The organism is Paludibaculum fermentans, from assembly GCF_015277775.1.
Taxonomy (GTDB): Bacteria; Acidobacteriota; Terriglobia; order Bryobacterales; family Bryobacteraceae; genus Paludibaculum; species Paludibaculum fermentans.
The window spans coordinates 6,564,703-6,581,965 of record NZ_CP063849.1 but is presented as its reverse complement, the minus strand read 5'-3'; the positions used below and the strand labels follow the sequence as shown (position 1 = coordinate 6,581,965).

The following is a 17,263-nucleotide window of genomic DNA, read 5'->3' as shown; positions in this document are numbered from 1 at the left end:
TCCGGAGGAGAGCCGCCGGAGACGGACCTCGGAGGCCGTCTCCGGCGGGGAGAATCCGCAAAGGACCGGGCCATGCACTCTGATGAAACCTGGCATCGCGTCGAAATACTTTTCGCCCAGGCGCTGGAGCAACCGGAGGAGGCTCGGTCCGTTTTCGTGGCTGAGCGCAGCGCACAGGAGCCGGAGATTCTTCAGGAACTCCTTCGTATGCTGGACGCTCACCAACGGATGGGCGTCTTCCTCGAAGCGCCGTTGCGGATTATCAGGCGGGGCCCGTAGCCCGTCGTTCGCCCTGCGCATAATAGGAGGATGTCCGAGCAGTCCGACATCGACGTGGTTTACTCCGAACTGCGCCAGATCGCCGTTGTCCATCTCAGCCGTTCCGTCCGCCGTCCCAGCCTGCAGGCCACGCAACTCGTGCATGAGGCCTGGCTGCGCCTCTCCAGTAAAGAGTGGAAAAGCCGCACCCACTTCCTGGCCCTCGCGTCCCGCACCATGCGCATGTTGCTCATCGACGCCGTCCGCGCCCGCATGGCTGAACGCCGGGGCGGTGGCGATCAGCTCTCCCTCAGCGGCGATGAAGAATTCAGCGGCCCCGACGGCTCCATGGCCCTTGATCGCGTCATCGACATCGATCGCGCCCTGCGGGAATTGGCCCTGCACGACGAGCGCAAAGCCAGGGTCGTGGAAATGCGTTTCTTCGGCGGCTTGGAATTGCAGGAGGTTGCCGAGGTGCTTGAAGTGTCCCTGGCCACAGTCAAACGCGATTGGGAGTTTGCCCGCACCTGGCTGTTCGCCCGGCTGTCCTCAACGCTTACCCCTGGCGAGTGATCCGCCGCACTTCTCCGCAATCTTCTCCGCTTCCTTCACGCTGGCGCCCACCGACGAGCTCATGCCCTTGGGCGGCGTCTTCATGAAACGGAGCGCCTCCTGCGCCAGCTCGCAGGCTTTCTGCTCCTGGCCCGCGGCTTTCCGGGTCAGCGCCAGGTCGACCATGGCGTAGACCAGTTCCTGGTTGGCGGACGCGTTGGCTGGATCGATCTCGCGGATCTTTCGCACCCTGCTCAGCGCCGTCTCGCCCGCTTCCAGGGCCTCGGGGAGGCGCCCCCATTTGCGGTAGGCGTTCTGGATCCGGTCAAAGGCCGCAGCCACCCGCATAGCCGCCAGGACGCTGTTCGGCTCCGCCGCGGCAACCTCCTCCCGGATGGCCAGGACACGCTTCATCAGTTCCACAGCCTCTCCGTACCGTTTTGCCCGGAGGTGCAGATTCGACAACAGCAGGGCATCGCTCGACAGATTGGCTCCGTATTGCCTGCGATCCTTCGAAGCGAGCTGCTCACTCATCCGCAGTGCCTCCCGGACGGCTACCTCGGCCCCTGCATAGTCCTTGCCCTCAAACAGCGCAGCCGCCAGCCAGTTGTTCGCCTCGCCGTAGCGCTGCATCCGGTGGAGATCATTTGGTGCGTCATCCAGCAGCCGCTTCCGCATCTCAATCGAACGGCGGAACAGTGCGACAGCCTGCTCCTTCTTGCCGCCTCGTTGATAGGCGTTGGCCAGTTGCTTGGTCGCCGTCGCCAGCCTCAACTGGGCTTCCACCCACTGTGGCGCCGCGGCCAGAAGATGCTCGGCTTGCCGGACGCCCTCCTCCGCCAGGGGAATGGCCTTTTCCGCCTCCCCTCTGAGCAGGAATGCCGTGGTGGAGAAATCCAGCGCATCCACCAACACGGCGCGGGCCTGGATGCTGGCGCCGTGCTGCGCCACCGCCCGGCGGGCGATCTCCACCGCTTTCTGCGCGTGAAGTGAAGCCTCGGCCGAGCGCCCCAGGCTGAAGCCGCCCAGATCCTTGCCCTCGATATCCGAGAGCCTCAGGTAGCCCCGGGCCACATCGAGTTGGACATCCTCCTTGGCGCTGCCGTCGCTGGCGAGCGCGTCCAGGTACTTCAGGCTGCTGTCCACAATCTGCTTGCGCGCTGCCAGTGAACCGGGCAGGGGGCTCACGGCATCGTGCAAGTCAAACAGCACTGAGCGTGACAGGCTGCGGACCTGTTCAAATCGCGTCTCCGCCAATTCCGCCTGACGTAGCGCGTAGGCTGTGCTTGCGCCCAGCGACACAAGCGTCAGGCTCACCCCGGCCACGGCGTAGCGGTGCCGTTTGACGAACTTGCCGGCCCGGTAGCTCCATGTGGCGGCCCGGGCTTCCACCGGCTGTCCTTGCAGATACCGCTCCACATCGCGCGCCAGCGCCCCAGCCGACTCATACCTTTCGGCAGGCTCGGCGCGCATTGCTTTCCTTGCAATCAACGCCAGGTCTCCCTCTAGTGGCAGCGGCGGGTTTTCATCCTTCAGCCGGCGCAAGGCCTCGTCCAACGGCAACTCAGACAACTGGCGCGGCAGCCGTCCCCCCACCAGTTCGCAGAGCAGCACGCCCAAGGAATAAACATCGTTGGTGGTGCTGGCCGGATACCCGAGAATCTGCTCCGGGCTGGCATAGTCCATGGTGTAAGCGCGCGGCCCCGACGTCTGCTCCTCGGCGGCCGGCTGCAACACTTTGCCGATGCCGAAGTCGAGCAGTTTGACGGTGCCTTCCGCCGTCACCAGGATATTGGCGGGCTTCAGGTCGCGGTGGACGATCAGGGCCTGATGGGCGGCCTGCACGCCGCTGCAGGCCTGCAGGAACAGTCGCAGCTTCTCAGCCACGGTGGCCGCCCCCTGGTACTCGGTGAGCGGGACCCCATGCACCAGTTCCATCACCAGGTAGCGGAACCCAATCGCCGTGATCCCGGCATCCAGCAACCGGGCGATGTGCGGGTGTTCCAGCGAGGCCAGAATCCTCGTCTCCGGCGCGGAGGTGGCTTGAACGAGCAGCACCTTGATCGCCGTCGGCTTCTCAAAATGCCCATCGGCCCTCTCGCCCCGGTAAACTACGCTCATGCCGCCGCGGCCGATCTCCTCGATCGCCCGGTATGCGCCAAAGAGCTGGCCGCGGAAGTCCAGCATCGGCGCCTGCAGAAAGTCGCCCATCCGGTCCCGGGCCTTCAACAACTTCCGCACCGCGGATGCGGTGTCAGAGTCTGCCCCGCAACGGTCGGCGAGGAATGCCTCCCGTTCTGTGTCCGGTCGCTCCAATGCCGCAGCGAAGATCGCTTCTACTTCATCCCAGGAGGATTCGCGATTCATGGTGATTATGCAATTATCCATACACACCACCTCTTGGGCCAGCGATGCGGCTCATTCCCGGCAACAAAATTTCCTGGAGAAGGACACACGCGCGTCGCCTTCCTCCACCGCTCCCACATGGCGATGCGCGTCACGGTTGTTACACGCAGCCCGCCGCTCCGATACCAATGGGGGATGTCCATCGACAACCGCTCGTCATGAAGGAGCCCTCGGCCGGTGAGCATGCGCGCCAGCGGCGAACCAGGGCACTGCAGCTATCTTCGGGCCCCAAAGACATCACTCGGGAAATCCGGGCGGGCGCCGGAATGCTAGAATTCATCTCAACTCGAGGAGCCCATTCCTGATCTGTGCGGTTCGTTACATTCTGCGGCTGCTGTCGTGCGCTGGGGGCACGGGTAGGGGCGGACAGCCTCATCTGCGGATCCATGAACGGCGGCAGGTTCAACGGCCGGTTTACAGACAGGATCGGGCGCATCGGGGACGGCTCGGAGTAGGACAGTGCGGAGGCGAATGAGGTTCGAGCGAAGGACAGTTTTGGTCTTCGCCGCAGTTGTGGGCATTGCGGCGCAGGGGCAGACAAAGCTCACGGATGTTTCGGGGACGATCGACTTCGCGGCTCCGGCTGGTCCGGAGGAGGCTCCGCGAACCTACGTCGGGGCCGGGCGGGTGGAACAACTGGGCACAGTCTCGCTCCAAATGGATATCTCGCAGTTCACCAGCGCGCCGCGCGGCACGGTGGGGACGGGTTCGGGACCGGGACGCGGGACGGTGACAATGGCGTTCAACCGGCAGGACCGGTTGGTGTTTCAGTTCGATTCGGCGGAGTTGACGCCGCTGCAATATGCCGGACCAGCCGTGATAACAGGCGGTACAGGCGCCTACCAGGACGCGCGGGGCACGGCGCAGGTCCGCCTGAGCCAGGATTCGGGGACAGAGAACTGGACCCTGACGGCCGGCCTGGACATCTCGGCCGGCGGCAACGTCCGGACCATCCAGTTGAAGAACTCCAACCTGCAGGTGCCGGCCGCCAAGTTCAGGAACGGGAACCGGCTGACGGGCACTGGAACCTTCGCTCCGTTCGGGAACGTCACTGTGAACCTGACACGGTGGCGCGATTCGACTGACCTGCAACAATACGCCGCTACCTGGGTTCTCAACGACAAGGATAGCTTCAACACGACCGCAGCCTTTGTGGGCGCCAAAGCACCGGCCCAGGTGGGGACGAACCTGACCGGAGCGGGCGGAGCGTTCGCTCACGCCACCGGTTACCTGACAATCAATGTCACCGAGACAGCGGGCGGGGGCTATCAGTGGGTGGTGAGTGGCCGGGTCGTGCAGCCCACGACACCGCCGAAGAACGCACCCGTGATCACCAGTGTGGAAATGGTGGGCCGCCCGGACCGCGTAGGCACCAACGCATGGCTGCAGATCAGGGGCGAGAATCTGGTACCGGCGACAACGCAGGCGGGCGGCCTCACCTGGGTGGATTCGCCTGAGATCGCCGCCGGGTCGATGCCGGTGAAACTGGGCAACGTGAGCGTGAACCTGAACTTCCGGCCGCTCTACGTGTGGTCGATGTGCAGCGTGGCCACGACACCGGAGTGCGGCCAGGACCAGATCGATGTGCTCACCACTCTTGACAATTCTGCGGCGACGCTTCCGCTGACGGTGACGAACGGCACCCTGACGAGCTGGCCGTATTTCGTGACAAAGGAGTCGCTGGCTCCGTCGCTGGCGTTGTTCAGTGCGCGGGGCGACGTGGTGGCGACGCGCCTTGACGGAAGCCTGGTGGGCTCACGAGAGCTATGCCCTTCCGGGTGCACGACTCCGGCGAAGCCGGGCGAGACGGTGCGGCTGTGGGCTACGGGGTTTGGGCTGCCGACTGAGGCGTTGACGGAGGGGTCAGCGAAGCAGGTAGGGACGTACCTGAGACCCGCGTCATGTTTCTTTGGGGAGTACACCATCCGGGTGACTCCGGCGCTCATCAGTCCTGGCCTGACAGTGATGGACATGCGCATCCCGGCCAGCGCACCGGCGGGAGACCATGCGCTGCTATGCAGCTTTCAGGGTGCCTTCACGCCGCTGGGGAACAAGCTGGCGGTGGGACAGTGACTCTGCTTGCATGGCCTGCGGACACACGCCCAATCCATTTGCGCTAAGTTCTGCGACACGGCCGCCACCCCGCCGCTCGCGTATGGCAGACTGCGCAGCCCCAGGACCAATGACCTATGGAATGGCCCAGGTCCCCTTCTGGAGCCAGCCTGTATCTCTGTTCAGTGCGTCCTGCGTTCTCATATAGGTGAACTTCGCCCCGCTCATTGGCGGCTTCAGGGTCACCGGCACGTTGAGCACGAGGTTGCCGGCCGAATTCTGTACCGTCGTACCCGCCGTGTTCACTGAGCAGGCGGAACTGCTCAATACACTCGACGCCACCCCGGGCGTAACCGGTCCTGTGAAGAATCCAACGTCGGAGGAGTACATCCAGAGCCCGTTGCCGGCACGGTCGTAGTGAACAAAGCAGAACGGCTGTCCACCTCCATCCGTTGCGGCCGCGACCAGGAATTCCTCCCAGCCCAGCGCGGCTCCCCCGAACCCCTGCGGGTCAGGGAACCGTAGATTGAATGTTGGATTGGACCCGGCTCCGCTTCCGGGTGTCACCACCGGCACGACCAGCGGCGCCGCGGCCTGGGTCCACGTCCCGCGCTGAACCGTGTTGGTGTCGAAGTTGTCGGCGTCGAAGGCCCGCAGGTAAACATTGCGGTTCGCTGCCGCCTTGAACACAACGGCGAGGTTGAGTTCCAGGGTCGCGCCGTTCCCAGCGGCTGAGGATCCAGCGGTGTTGAGCGCGCAATGTGCGCCTTGCAGCACCGCTGAGGTCATGCCGGGGACGATCGGCCCCACGAAGAATCCCAGCACGTCGGAGTACAGCCAGAATCCGTTCCCGGTCACATCGTAGTGCAGGAAACAGAAGGGCTGTCCGCCCCCGTCCGGAGCCGTTGCGAACAGCACCTGCACCCACTTCAGGCTTTGATAGCCCTTGGCGCCAGTGAAGGTCGCTTTGAACACCTGCTGCGCACCCGTGCCGGCGGATGGCGCGACACCGACTGCCGCTGTAATTGGCGCCGTCAACACCACCGTTGCTGAGTTGTTCGCCGCGTTTGCGTCGCCCGCCACCGCCACGCTCGCTGTATTGGAAGTGGAAGGATGCGCCGCCCCGGTCACGTTTACGGTAACCACGATTGTGCTGGTCATCGACGGGAAGATGGGATTCGAGCTCGTGCATGTCACCGCTTGGCCGGCCGCCCCACACGTCCACCCTGCGCCCGTAGCCGAAACGTAGGTGAGCCCCGCCGGCAACTGGTCCGAAACCGTCACAGCTCCGGTCGAAGGCAGGCCCCCGAAATTCGTAACAGCCAGGTTGAACGTAACCTGGCTCCCTACACTGAACATCCCGCCGGCTGTCACTGCGATGGCCAAGTCCATCGGCAGGGGCGCGGTCAGCGGCCCGGGGGTCGGCCTCAACATCGAGACTCCGGTGCCGAGTTGACCATAGCCAGTCGCCCCCCAGCCCCAGAGAGTCCCATCCGCTTTCACGGCCACGCTCTGGTCGGATCCGGCAGCAACCGACACAATCCCGGAGAGTCCGCCAATCTGTGCGGGTGTGGTCCTGTCGGTTGTGGTGCCGTCTCCCAGTTGGCCGTGGGCGTTGTGCCCCCATGCCCACACGGTTCCGTAACTCTTAAGCGCCAATACATGAGACGAGCCCGCCGCCACGGCTGAGATGCCCGCTAGGCCGGCTACCTGGACCGGCGTCGCCACGCCCACGCCAGAGGCTCCATTGCCCAACTGCCCAAGTGCGTTATCACCCCAAGCCCATACAGTGCCGTCACTCTTCACGGCGTACGAAGAGTTGGCGGAGTAGCTCGAAGCGACACGGCTGATTCCTGTCAGCCCCATGACTTGAACAGGCAGCTTCCGTCCGGTGGTGGAGCCATCGCCAAGCTGTGCGTAATCGTTGCTACCCCACGCCCACACCGTTCCATCGCCCTTTGCCGCGAGCCCGTGGGATAGGCCGGCGGCGATACTCACAATTCCGGAAAGTCCGCTCACCCGGATGGGCGTGGTTCTATCTGTTGTGCTGCCGTCGCCGAGTTGGCCCACCCCATTCGAGCCCCAGGCCCACACCGTCCCGTCACTCTTCAGCGCAAGGCTAAAGTGATACCCGGCGGCAATCGCAATCGCCCCTGTTATTCCTTGCACCTGAATGGGAGCAGTGACATTTGCCGTGGCTCCGTTGCCCAGCGCGCCCATGCCTCCATAACCCCACGCCCAAACCGTGCCGTCAATCTTCAGCGCAAGTACGTGTGCATTGCCCGAGGCAACGTGGCTGAACCCGCTGATGCCGCTGACGGCCGCCGGGGCGGCGTGGGGCAGCATCGTACCATCGCCGAGCTGACCATACTCATTTCCACCCCAGGTCCATACAGTGCCGTCCGCCCTGGCCGCCGCTGCATGACTGCTGCCAAGTGCAACGCGGGCCACATTGGAGATCAGGGGCGATGCGAACGGCACGGCTTGCAGGATCGCGGCGCCATTGCCCAACTCGCCGTAACCGCCATAACCCCAAGCCATCACGGAACCGTCAGACCTCAGGGCCAGCCCGTGAGCGAGTCCGGCGGCCACGGCGACCGCACCGCTGACGCCGGCAACCTGCAACGGCACTGGGCTATTGCTGGTAGGCGCAATCCCCAACTGACCGTAGTCATTCATGCCCCAGGCCCAGACAGTTCCGTCACTCTTCACCGCCAAACAGGAGTAGCTGCCGGCCCCTATGCCCACAACGCTGGAGACCCCGCTCACGACCGCCGGAGAACTCCTCTGGGTTCCGATTGCGTCCCCCAATTGGGCGTAGTTGTTGTCGCCCCAGGACCAGACGCTGCCATCGGATCTCAAGGCATATGCGGATGAACTGCCTCCTCGCAGCGCCAGGATCTCCGATAGCCCGGGAACCTGCACTGGCGCCAGGCGCGTCGTTGTCGTGCCGTCGCCCAACTGCCCGTTATTGTTGTAGCCCCAAGACCAGACGGAGCCATCGCTCTTCAAAGCCAGGCTGAAGTAGTCTCCCGCTGCAACGGCTGCGATCCCCGACAATCCTATAACCTTCACTGGAGCCGTGCGGTTTGTCGTGCCGCCATCGCCCAATTGCCCATAGGTGTTGCTGCCCCAAGCCCATACCGTGCCATCGGACTTGACCGCAAGACTGTGCCGGGCGCCGCCGCTCAACCCGATGACGCCGGTGATGCCGGTAACTTGCACCGGGCTGGGACGGAGTTGAACGCTGCCGTCCCCTAGTTGACCACTGCTGTTTAGGCCCCACGCCCATGCCGTGCCATCGCTCCTGGCAGCTAAGCCGTGGTTCGACCCCGTCGCCGCTGTCACGACGGAAGTAAGCCCGCTCACCTGTGCGGGCAGGCTGCGCGACCGCAAGGTCCCGTCTCCCAGTTCACCTTCGAGGTTGGCCCCCCAGGACCATAACGTGCCATCCACATTCAGCTTCAGGCTCCAATTCAAGCGGGCCATGGCCGAGGCCTGCACCGGGCTTCCGGACGAAAAAGCCGTGAAGTTAACGGTCTGGTTGCTCTGGAGATTGGTCCTCGTCGAAATTGACGGAGTGAAGGTGTACTTGGCTAATGAAGGAGTGACCGTGTAGCTCCCCCCTGCTGGCAGATTCTGGAATGTGAACCGGCCGGCCGCGTCAGCCAGCGTGGTGGCGCTTTTGCTGCCGGTCAGCGTGATGGACGCCCCCGCCACGCCGGCATTTCCACTGATCGTGTAACCGGTGGTCGCGGTGGTAAAACTCGCCACTCCACTCAACGGCGCGACGACTGTCGCCAACACCGGATTTGCGGTACCGCTCAGGGATCCGCCCCAGCTTTGAAACGCGGCTTGGGCACTGGCGGGATTGGCCTGGAACCGCACGTTCGACCCGGAATCGTAATAACCATCGATGGAGGCGGGGGTCAGTGTCACGGTTCCGGATGCCGCTGGAATGGCGCTTCCCTCCACGCGGTAGCGTGTCTTGAAGGAGGCCGTGTAGGTTGTGGCGGTGCTCGCGGCAGTGATCGAGTGAGAACTGCCCCCTCCGTCACTCCAACTTTTGAATGAATAGGCAGTGGAGGATCCTTCCTGCGCTGCTTCCACCGTAAGTGTGTGCGTGCTGCCATCCTGCCAGACAAACGACTGGCTGCCCGCATAAGTCGCTCCATCCACCGTGATCCACAGCCCCGTCGGAGCCGTTTCCACGTGATGCACCTTCATGCCGTCCGCGACCGGCGACAGTTGCCGGATGCGCCCATTGTCGCTGTCGGCCACGAAGAACGTGCCTCCAGGACCGGGAGACAGCGTGGCGGTACCGCCGAAAAGGGCCTCTGAGGCCGGCCCGCTCTGGCCGCCCAAGCCGGGCGAGCCCTCCTGGCCCGCGATGCCGGCGACATCGGCCTGCGGACCGCTGGCGCGCAACACCACATTGCTGCCGAATAGGGCGATGGAGCCATCGGTGCCCAGCGCAAAAGTGGTCGGCGCCGCGGGTACGAACTTCAACGCGCTCACGTAACAACTGCTCTTGCTGGTGGCCGGGTCGATCCGGTAGACGCCCGCCTGGCAGGAAGGCATCCAGGTCCGGTCCAGGAAATAGACCCCACCGGTGCTATCCGCGGCAATCGGTCTCGGTATCCCCTGGAAGTAGATGTCGGTGCGCAGCACGTTCCAGGCGCCGGAAATGTAGCCCGCTCCCGCGAACGCCGTGATGATGCCGGTGTTCAGGTCCACCTTCCTGATCCTGTAGAGGTCCGAGATATACAGGCTGCCGGCTCCATCGTAGGCCAGCGAACTCACAGCACAGAAGCCGGCGTTGGCCGCCGGTCCACCGTCACCAGCGGTGAGCATTTGTGGATACACTCCGCCGCAGTACAGCCCCGAAGCGCCGGCAAAGCTCGAAATCACCCGGGTGGCGCCGTCCACTTTCCTTACCTGGTTGCCGTCGGCGATGTAGAGGTTTCCTGATCCGTCCACGGCCAGGCTGACAGGCTGGTACAGTGGCAGCGACAGAGCGGGTCCCTGCGCCTTGCTGTAAGTGCTCACACCCGTGCCGGCGTAAGGCTCCAGGGCTCCAGTCGCCAGATTCAGCCGCAGCACTTGGTAGTGGGAGAGCAGGTAGAGCGCGCCGGCGGCTGGATCGTAAGCCATTGGGCCGACGGCCAGATCCGCCCTGGTGGCCTCGCTGGTGGCGGTGAAGGAAGCCGTGGTCTGCCCGGCGAAGCCGCTCACCAGGCCTGTGCCGAGGTCGACGGAATGGGTCTGGGGATAGCCGTCCACAATCAGGCTGTTGCCCAGGAGGGCAATTCGGGACGGGCTCGAGAAGGGCGTTTCAGTCGCCTGCCCGCCATTGGTAGTCGTGCCCGTCGCGCCCGTGCCGGCCACCCTTGTCAGCGTGCCGCTGACGGCGTCCACACGCAGAATGCGATTGGCGTCCATATCAGAGAAGATCAAGTGTCCGCCGCCATCGAGGGCGATGCCGTAGGGCAACTTCAGGATGGCGCTGGTTGCCGGCCCGTTCTCTCCGGCAAAGGCGCCCACAACGGCCGATCCGGCGACCGTCTGCACCATGCCATCCACCGCCCGGATCCTGCGCACCCGGTGGTTGCCCGAATCGCTGAGATACAGGTCTCCATTCGGGGCGAACGCCAGCCCGTAGATGTTGCTGAACAGTGCAGCGCTGGCTGGGCCTTGGTCTCCCCCAAATCCGGACTGCGCGCTGCCGGCCACCGTCATCAACGTGCCGCCCACCGGCTCGATCTTGCGGACTCGAGAACCTCGGTCCACAAAATGCAGCACCCCACTTGCATCAACGGCAATTGCAGTGGGAAGGACGGCCGCGGCCACTGCCGGTGTTCCATCCGTCGAAAGGCCGTTCTGTAATCCGTTCCCCGCCACGGTGGTGATGATGCCGGTGCCGGCGTCGATCCTCCTGATTCTGTAGGACGTCCACTCGCTCAAATAGAGATTGCCGGCGCGATCTACCGCCATGTTCTGAATCGTATGAATTCCAGCCAGTAGGGCCGGTCCTCCGTCACCGCTATCGTCAGAAGTGCCATTGCCGGCGTAGACGCTCACCAGGCCCGCCGCCGAGACGCGCAGCACTCTCGCGCCTTTGTACGGCAAGGTTTCCGAAAGGAACACCGCCCCGTCGGGAGCAACCACCGGGGTGTTTCCAGTGGCCGTCGTCAGTTTCGGCAGTTGGGCCGGTCCGCCCCCGGCCACAGTGCGGATCTGGTAGGCTGCTTGCTGCCTCACCGGCACATCGACTGAGCCGATTTTTAACACGCCCTGACGCGCTCCACCGGAGTTGGCGGCCACGGTCGCCGTCAGCATCATCGGGCCGCTTCCCGATGTCACTCCTGCGATGCCAAACCACCCAGCGCCTGCCTGCACCGTCCACGGGCACCCGGCCGGCGCCTCTACGTTCAGTGTTTGCCCGCCGCCCAAGGGCCCGGCATCCACCGCGGTTGGAGAAACCGTAGTCCAGCAGCCACTCCCGAAAGTCGCTCCCACATAAGCCGGAACGGTCACGGTAACGGTCTGGGGGTTGGCCAATCCTTGCAGCCCTCCTGAGAAGCCCATGAAGTTCTGCCCCGCGGCCGGAGTGGCGGTAACACTCACCGGCGTGCCGGCCACGTAGTAGCCGTCCGCCGAAGCAGGCTCGGCCTTCAACGTCCCGCCCGAGGCCGGATAGGGCGTCAGTATCAGTTGCGCCTGTGCCTCCATTTGCGCGGTGACTTGGAACGAGCTACCAGGCGTCGCCGGTACCGTCACCACGTGGCTGATCGCTCCGCCGTCGCTCCACGACAGGAAGCGGTAACGCATGCCCTTCTGGCCCGGCTGCATCACGGCGATGCCAATGGGCAGCGTGGCCCCGGGCAGCATTCGGTGGACAAACGGCGTGCTCCAGATTGACTCCTCGTCGTCGGACAGGTAGATCTGCAGGCCCGCCGGGGCGGTGTTCACCGTCACCGTGACTCCCTTGACATAGTTGTATTGAATAGTGTGGGGCCCGGTCATCAACGTGCTGCCGCCGGGCACGGAATCCACCACCGCCGACTGCAACATATAGGGCGCCACCACGTCGTCGCATTCCCCATAGGCCGAACTGCCCGCTGCGCGCCACATATCGGCCGGTGCGGCATGGTTGCACGCCTCGGGCGGATTGTAGGAGACCTTCAGCAGATGCTCGGCTGAATAGACGGCCGTGAAGGTGCGCGATGCGGAGGGCGCAGTGAGATTCATCACGCGCAGCGAGCCCTCCTTCCAGGTGGCAAAGGTGTAGCGGCTACGCGCCGAGGCGTCGGCCTGGAAGAAGACGGGCGGATCCGCAATGTGGGACGTGCCGGGACTCCAATTGAACACAGCCGGCGCCACCACCCGTACACCGTCGATCATGAACGGCAGGCCCGCCACGGAACTGGTGAAGGTCACCGACGGGGTAGTGCCAGCGGCCTCCTGCGTCACGGTGAGCACTTGGTCGGACACTTGTACCGTGGCCGTGCGCGCCGCACCGGGATTGCGAGCCGCTGTAAGCCCCACCGCGGCGGGGCCATACCCGCCGTCCGCCGAGACGAACCGGTTAGCCACGGAAAGCCATGGGCTCGCCGTGCTGATCAATAGCGTGCACACGCCGGTGACGTCGGCACTGGACTCCCAGGCAGTTACCTCCGACCCGATCGTAATCGCCGGCTGCTGCAACTGCACGGCTGTGCACTTCGGATCGGCCTCCTGCGTCACCGTCACCGTCTTGCCCGCCACTGTGACCGTGGCGCTCCGGCGCGGCGGCCCCGGATTCAGATCGATCCACAGGCTCACTGAACCCGAACCACCCTTGACGCCAGTGGTGCTGTAGCTGGTGGCCGCATCGCCGAACGGCGCCCAGTCCGCGCTGGACTCTCCCGCCCACAGGCAGCCCGCCGCTGTGGTGACGGTGATGGGCACCGCCTGCGCAGAATTACTCGCGCTCATCCGATAGGGAATGGTCACCTCAGCCGGTGTGACCGTGTAGTCGCAGCTCAACCCGGCCTGGTTCACCGTCACCGCGGTGCCGGCCACCGAGACGGTGCCCATCCTCAAGTTCCGCGTCTGGTTGTAATTGGGATAAACCTGGAAGGTGCCCGGTCCGGAACCCGCTGCGCCGTAAGCGGAGGTTCGGAGCCAGGGAGCCAGTGATGTGGCCGTCCAGTGACACCCGGTCGCCGTATTCACCGTCAGTGTCCCCACCGTGTCCGTCGCGCTCAGCGCCAGCGGGGACGGCGTCACCGTGTAGGTGCAGCCCGTGCCCGACTGTTCCACGTTATACACTTGGTCGAAGACAGTGATCTGACCCGTTCTCGTCGCCGTACCCGGGTTCGGTTGCACCGTCAGCAGCGTATGGTTCCCCCCACCGGCCACGGTGATCCCGGCTGTCAGCCCAATCCACGGCGCGGAGCTGGAGAATGTGATCGGGCACGCCGCGGACGTGCTTCCTGGTGTAGGGAAATTGAGAACGCCGGCCGCACCCACCTTCAAAACTAAGCCATTGGCCAGATACTTAGGGCAGGACGGACCGGCCTGTCGGATCACCAGATCCTGCTCGTTCAGCTTGATCCGGCCCTGCCGCACAAATCCCGCCGGCCCGTAGCTGTTAGAGGCCACCGTGAATTTCTGGCTGTTCGCCGTGGTGGCGGAATAGTCTTTGTCGATCCAGGATTCAATTCGGGACGGGGAAGCCGGACAGTCCCCACTCCACTGGACGAGCGCGGCACCACCTCCCACTGGAAACTCCATATAGTTCGTAGTCAACAACGCTGGGGTGCATGGCGCGTTACTCTGCTCCATGGAGACCACCTTGCCGGCGATGGTCAGAAAGCCCAGCCGCGGGTAATCGGTCCGGGCGTAAGGAGCCACTTGCACCTCCACCGTGCCGGGGCCGTTAAATACGTTGGTGGAGGGAAAGCTCAGAAAAGAGGCATTCGTCGAGGCCGTCCATGGGCACCCTGCCGAAGTCTCGACGCTGAACGAAACGTGGCCGCCCGCGTACGGAATCAGGCGGGAGCCCGGGCTCACTTTGTATTCGCAGCTCGAATTGCGCGGAGCGAGCTTTGCCAGCACAGCCGTCACCAGATACTCCTGGAACTGGTCCTGGCCCGCCGAATCAGGATTCTGGCCGGTTTGCCACGCATTTGAGGTTGCTGGGTACGCCGACGAGTCGGTCCAGGAATGGATGTATGCGTTCCCGGCGGCGTCCGTGGCCAGGGAGACAGAGAAGAATCCACCCCAAAGCTGAACCCCTTCGTCCGATTCCCCTCCGATGGCAGTGGCTTCGAGCAGGGATGCCGCTCCGGACTTGGTGGTGTCGAAGCGTGCCAGGAACAGGTCCGTCCCTCCTCCGAAGGACTGCGAGGCCTTCACCATCGGGAAATCGGCCGAATCCGTCGTGCCTGCGACAACAGCCACGCCCGCGCCCAACGCTTCCACACCAAACGTCAACTCAGATCCGCTCCCACCCAGATAACTGGAGTATTTCAACGCCGCCGGTCCCGTAGCGTAGGGGTCCAGCTTCACCAGGAACGCGTCGCCTGCCCCTCGCGGCGCGGTCTGCGCCCCGTTCGCGGTCGGCGTGGTTGCGTCATCGGAGAGACCCGTAAGATACACCATGCCCTCGGCGTCTCGTGCCATCTCACCGAAACCGAAGGCAGTTAACGTTTGTCCCATCACATAGGTGCTGAAGACCAGCGAGGACTCGCCCGAGAGCGTCGTGTCGAAGCGGGCGAAGAAGAAGTCAGACCAGTGCGATTTAGCGTTGAAAGGCAGTTTCAAGGGGAAGTTGCCCAGCGAGTCGGGGAACGAGATCCCGTACAGGAAGAGATTCCCAGTCTCGTCCACCGCGATAGCGATCGCATACTCGGCTCCTGTCCAGCTCCGGCCGGAAGTAAACGGATCGTGCCCATCGATAGTCCCATCGCCGCCGAAGTAGGTCGAATAAAGCAGCCCGTTGGAGCCCGCCACGGAGAGGTCGAACTTGGCGATGAAGATATCCCCGGACTTGCCTCCGTTGCAGTTGGAGACGCCGCAATTTGTATCGTACGCATTTCGGGTGGGCAGATCAGCCGACTGAGTGTGTCCCACCAGGTACACCAGGCCTGACTTGCTCACCTTGATGGTTGGCTGGACTTCGAACAGCGACCCGCCGAAAAAGCTACCGTACACCAGGCTGCTTTGCCCGCTCAGCCGCGTGTTGATTTTCATGAAGAACGCGTCCGTGTTGGTCGGCGTCAACGCCACATCGCAAGTGCCATTCGTGCCGCAAGTCATGTCGTAAGCGTTCTGCGTGACGGGCAGGTCCCAACTGGAGGTGTGCCCGGAGACATACACGTTTCCGGCTGCGTCGAGATCCATGCCCCACACCGTGTCGTCTCTCGATCCGCCGATGTAGGTCGAGTACGCAAGTGACTGCATTCCGCTCTTGGTCGTGTCCACGCGCACCAACGCCGCCTCCAGGCCGCCCGCGCTCGAGTCGAAGCCGCCCACGATGGGAAAGCCCGATTTTGCCGCGAAGGTCACATAGGCATTGCCCGTATCGTCCGCTGCCAGAAACGGCTGATGCCGCCCTGTGAAAAAGTCGGGTAACACAGGACCCAGCACGGCCGAGTACAGCAGCGAGGCAGGGCCAGAAAGCGCCGGGTCGAATTTCGCCAGGTACAGCCCACCCGTGGGAGTGACGCGGGGCCCGTTCACTACCGGAAAATCCCAGGCAGTGGTGTAGCCGATGACATAAACTTTGCCCGAGGAGTCCACAGCCGTGTAGCGCGGCGTATACCAGGTCACATGCGAGGGGGCGCTCGTCCCATAGTCGGCCCCGGCGCTGGCGCCGCCCAGTCGGGTGTTGTACACCACGGGATCGATCACCAACGCCCGGCTTCGGTCGTAGTCGCCCACCCGGAAAGCCACCTCGCCCGAAGCGAGCAGCGCGAATTGGCCGTCCACCTGCCTTCGCCCCGTGGCCGTTGTCTGGTACAGCACCGGTTTGCGATGCACCAGCGGCCCCTGATGCGTCTCCAGCACCAGGTCTCCTTCGGCATTGATTCGCTGCGACCGCGCCCCCTGGAAGCGCAACCGGATCCGATCGGGATCGGCATTCGGCCCAAGCACGAAATCGTACTCCAGCCGCTCGTCGTCTCCACGAAACTCCAGGTCAATGCCCGGATACAGACCCTCGTAGCGTACTCGTCCGAAACGCGGGATATTGGCTCGCCAGCGCGATTTGTCGTTGCCGTAAAACCAGTTGCCCGTAGTCGGCAGCGCCTCGCGCCCCACGATGGGCGCCGCCTGCGAGCCGGCAAATTGCATCCGCACCACAGCCGGGTCGGAATCGTCCGCTCTGGCAGTGGCTGCCCCGGGCTTGGACGGGACGCCCGCGGCCAGAATCTGGGTGAGATCCGGCCGTTCTCCCGACACCATCGCCTTGCGCGCGGGGGGAGCGGCCGTCAGGCGCGGCCCCCGCACATAAACTGCCTCTCCCGCCGCCAGGAACAGCGCTTCGGATGCCCCTCGCACCGCGAAGCGGGCTTGGCTGCTCATCTGTCCCACGTTTTGCTCGAAGCTGATTGCTGACGCGGCTACCTTCTGGGGCGCCGCCTCCATTGACGCCGCCTGCCAGGACAGGTTGATCACTGAAAGCATGAACAATTTACGATAAAACGGCATGTTTACCTGATTTTCGACGACATCAACAAGAGCCAGTCTCTCGTTTCTCTGGGGCGCCTGCAAGCCCCCGAATGAGGCTAAGTCTGCCATTCCGCATGGCCGGCGTGCCGCTGCTCAACGGTGTCGATAGCGCGTTCTCTATCGCAACCATCTCCAGATCCGTGGCTTCTGAACGGGAGTCACAGGGGTTTGCGATATATTTGTCCTTTATTTTCAACAGCCCTCACAGAACAAAAGGCGAATCGCCCTTGACCTCACCAGCTATCGTGGAATCGCAGCCGGCCACCACGCCGGCTTT

General features: G+C 63.9%; 5 protein-coding genes. 3 read left to right on the top strand and 2 right to left on the bottom strand.

Annotated elements, in window-relative coordinates:
- Positions 1-72 precede the first annotated feature (72 nt).
- Both IRI77_RS25935 and IRI77_RS25930 read left to right on the top strand, forming a co-directional pair.
- Positions 73-279: a hypothetical protein gene (locus tag IRI77_RS25935; protein WP_194447900.1), complete on the top strand. Its 207-nt coding sequence runs from the start codon at positions 73-75 to the stop codon at positions 277-279.
- A gap of 30 nt (positions 280-309) precedes the next feature.
- Complete coding sequence (locus IRI77_RS25930) at positions 310-831, top strand: ECF-type sigma factor (RefSeq protein ID WP_194447899.1); 522 nt, start codon at positions 310-312, stop codon at positions 829-831.
- On the opposite strand, the gene IRI77_RS25925 is transcribed toward IRI77_RS25930, so the two are convergent.
- On the bottom strand, positions 808-3,198 hold the full coding sequence (locus tag IRI77_RS25925; RefSeq protein WP_194447898.1) for a serine/threonine-protein kinase: 2,391 nt from the start codon (positions 3,196-3,198) through the stop codon (positions 808-810). The genes IRI77_RS25930 and IRI77_RS25925 overlap by 24 nt on opposite strands.
- Positions 3,199-3,687: 489 nt before the next feature.
- Here IRI77_RS25925 and IRI77_RS25920 point away from each other — a divergent pair, with 489 nt between their 5' ends.
- The gene (locus IRI77_RS25920; protein WP_194447897.1) at positions 3,688-5,289 is read left to right on the top strand and encodes a hypothetical protein; all 1,602 of its coding nucleotides are present in this window, start codon (positions 3,688-3,690) and stop codon (positions 5,287-5,289) included.
- A 114-nt stretch (positions 5,290-5,403) separates the two neighbouring features.
- Here the strand turns inward: IRI77_RS25920 and IRI77_RS25915 are convergent, their stop codons facing one another.
- On the bottom strand, positions 5,404-16,941 hold the full coding sequence (locus IRI77_RS25915; protein WP_194447896.1) for an RCC1 domain-containing protein: 11,538 nt from the start codon (positions 16,939-16,941) through the stop codon (positions 5,404-5,406).
- Positions 16,942-17,263 lie beyond the last annotated feature (322 nt).

Bases quoted from the DNA above. Each gene is read 5' to 3' on its own strand.
- IRI77_RS25935 (WP_194447900.1), top strand. From the start codon at position 73: ATGCACTCTGATGAAACCTGGCATCGCGTCGAAATACTTTTCGCCCAG.
- IRI77_RS25930 (WP_194447899.1), top strand. From the start codon at position 310: ATGTCCGAGCAGTCCGACATCGACGTGGTTTACTCCGAACTGCGCCAG.
- IRI77_RS25925 (WP_194447898.1), bottom strand. From the start codon at position 3,198: ATGGATAATTGCATAATCACCATGAATCGCGAATCCTCCTGGGATGAA.
- IRI77_RS25920 (WP_194447897.1), top strand. From the start codon at position 3,688: ATGAGGTTCGAGCGAAGGACAGTTTTGGTCTTCGCCGCAGTTGTGGGC.
- IRI77_RS25915 (WP_194447896.1), bottom strand. From the start codon at position 16,941: ATGCTTTCAGTGATCAACCTGTCCTGGCAGGCGGCGTCAATGGAGGCG.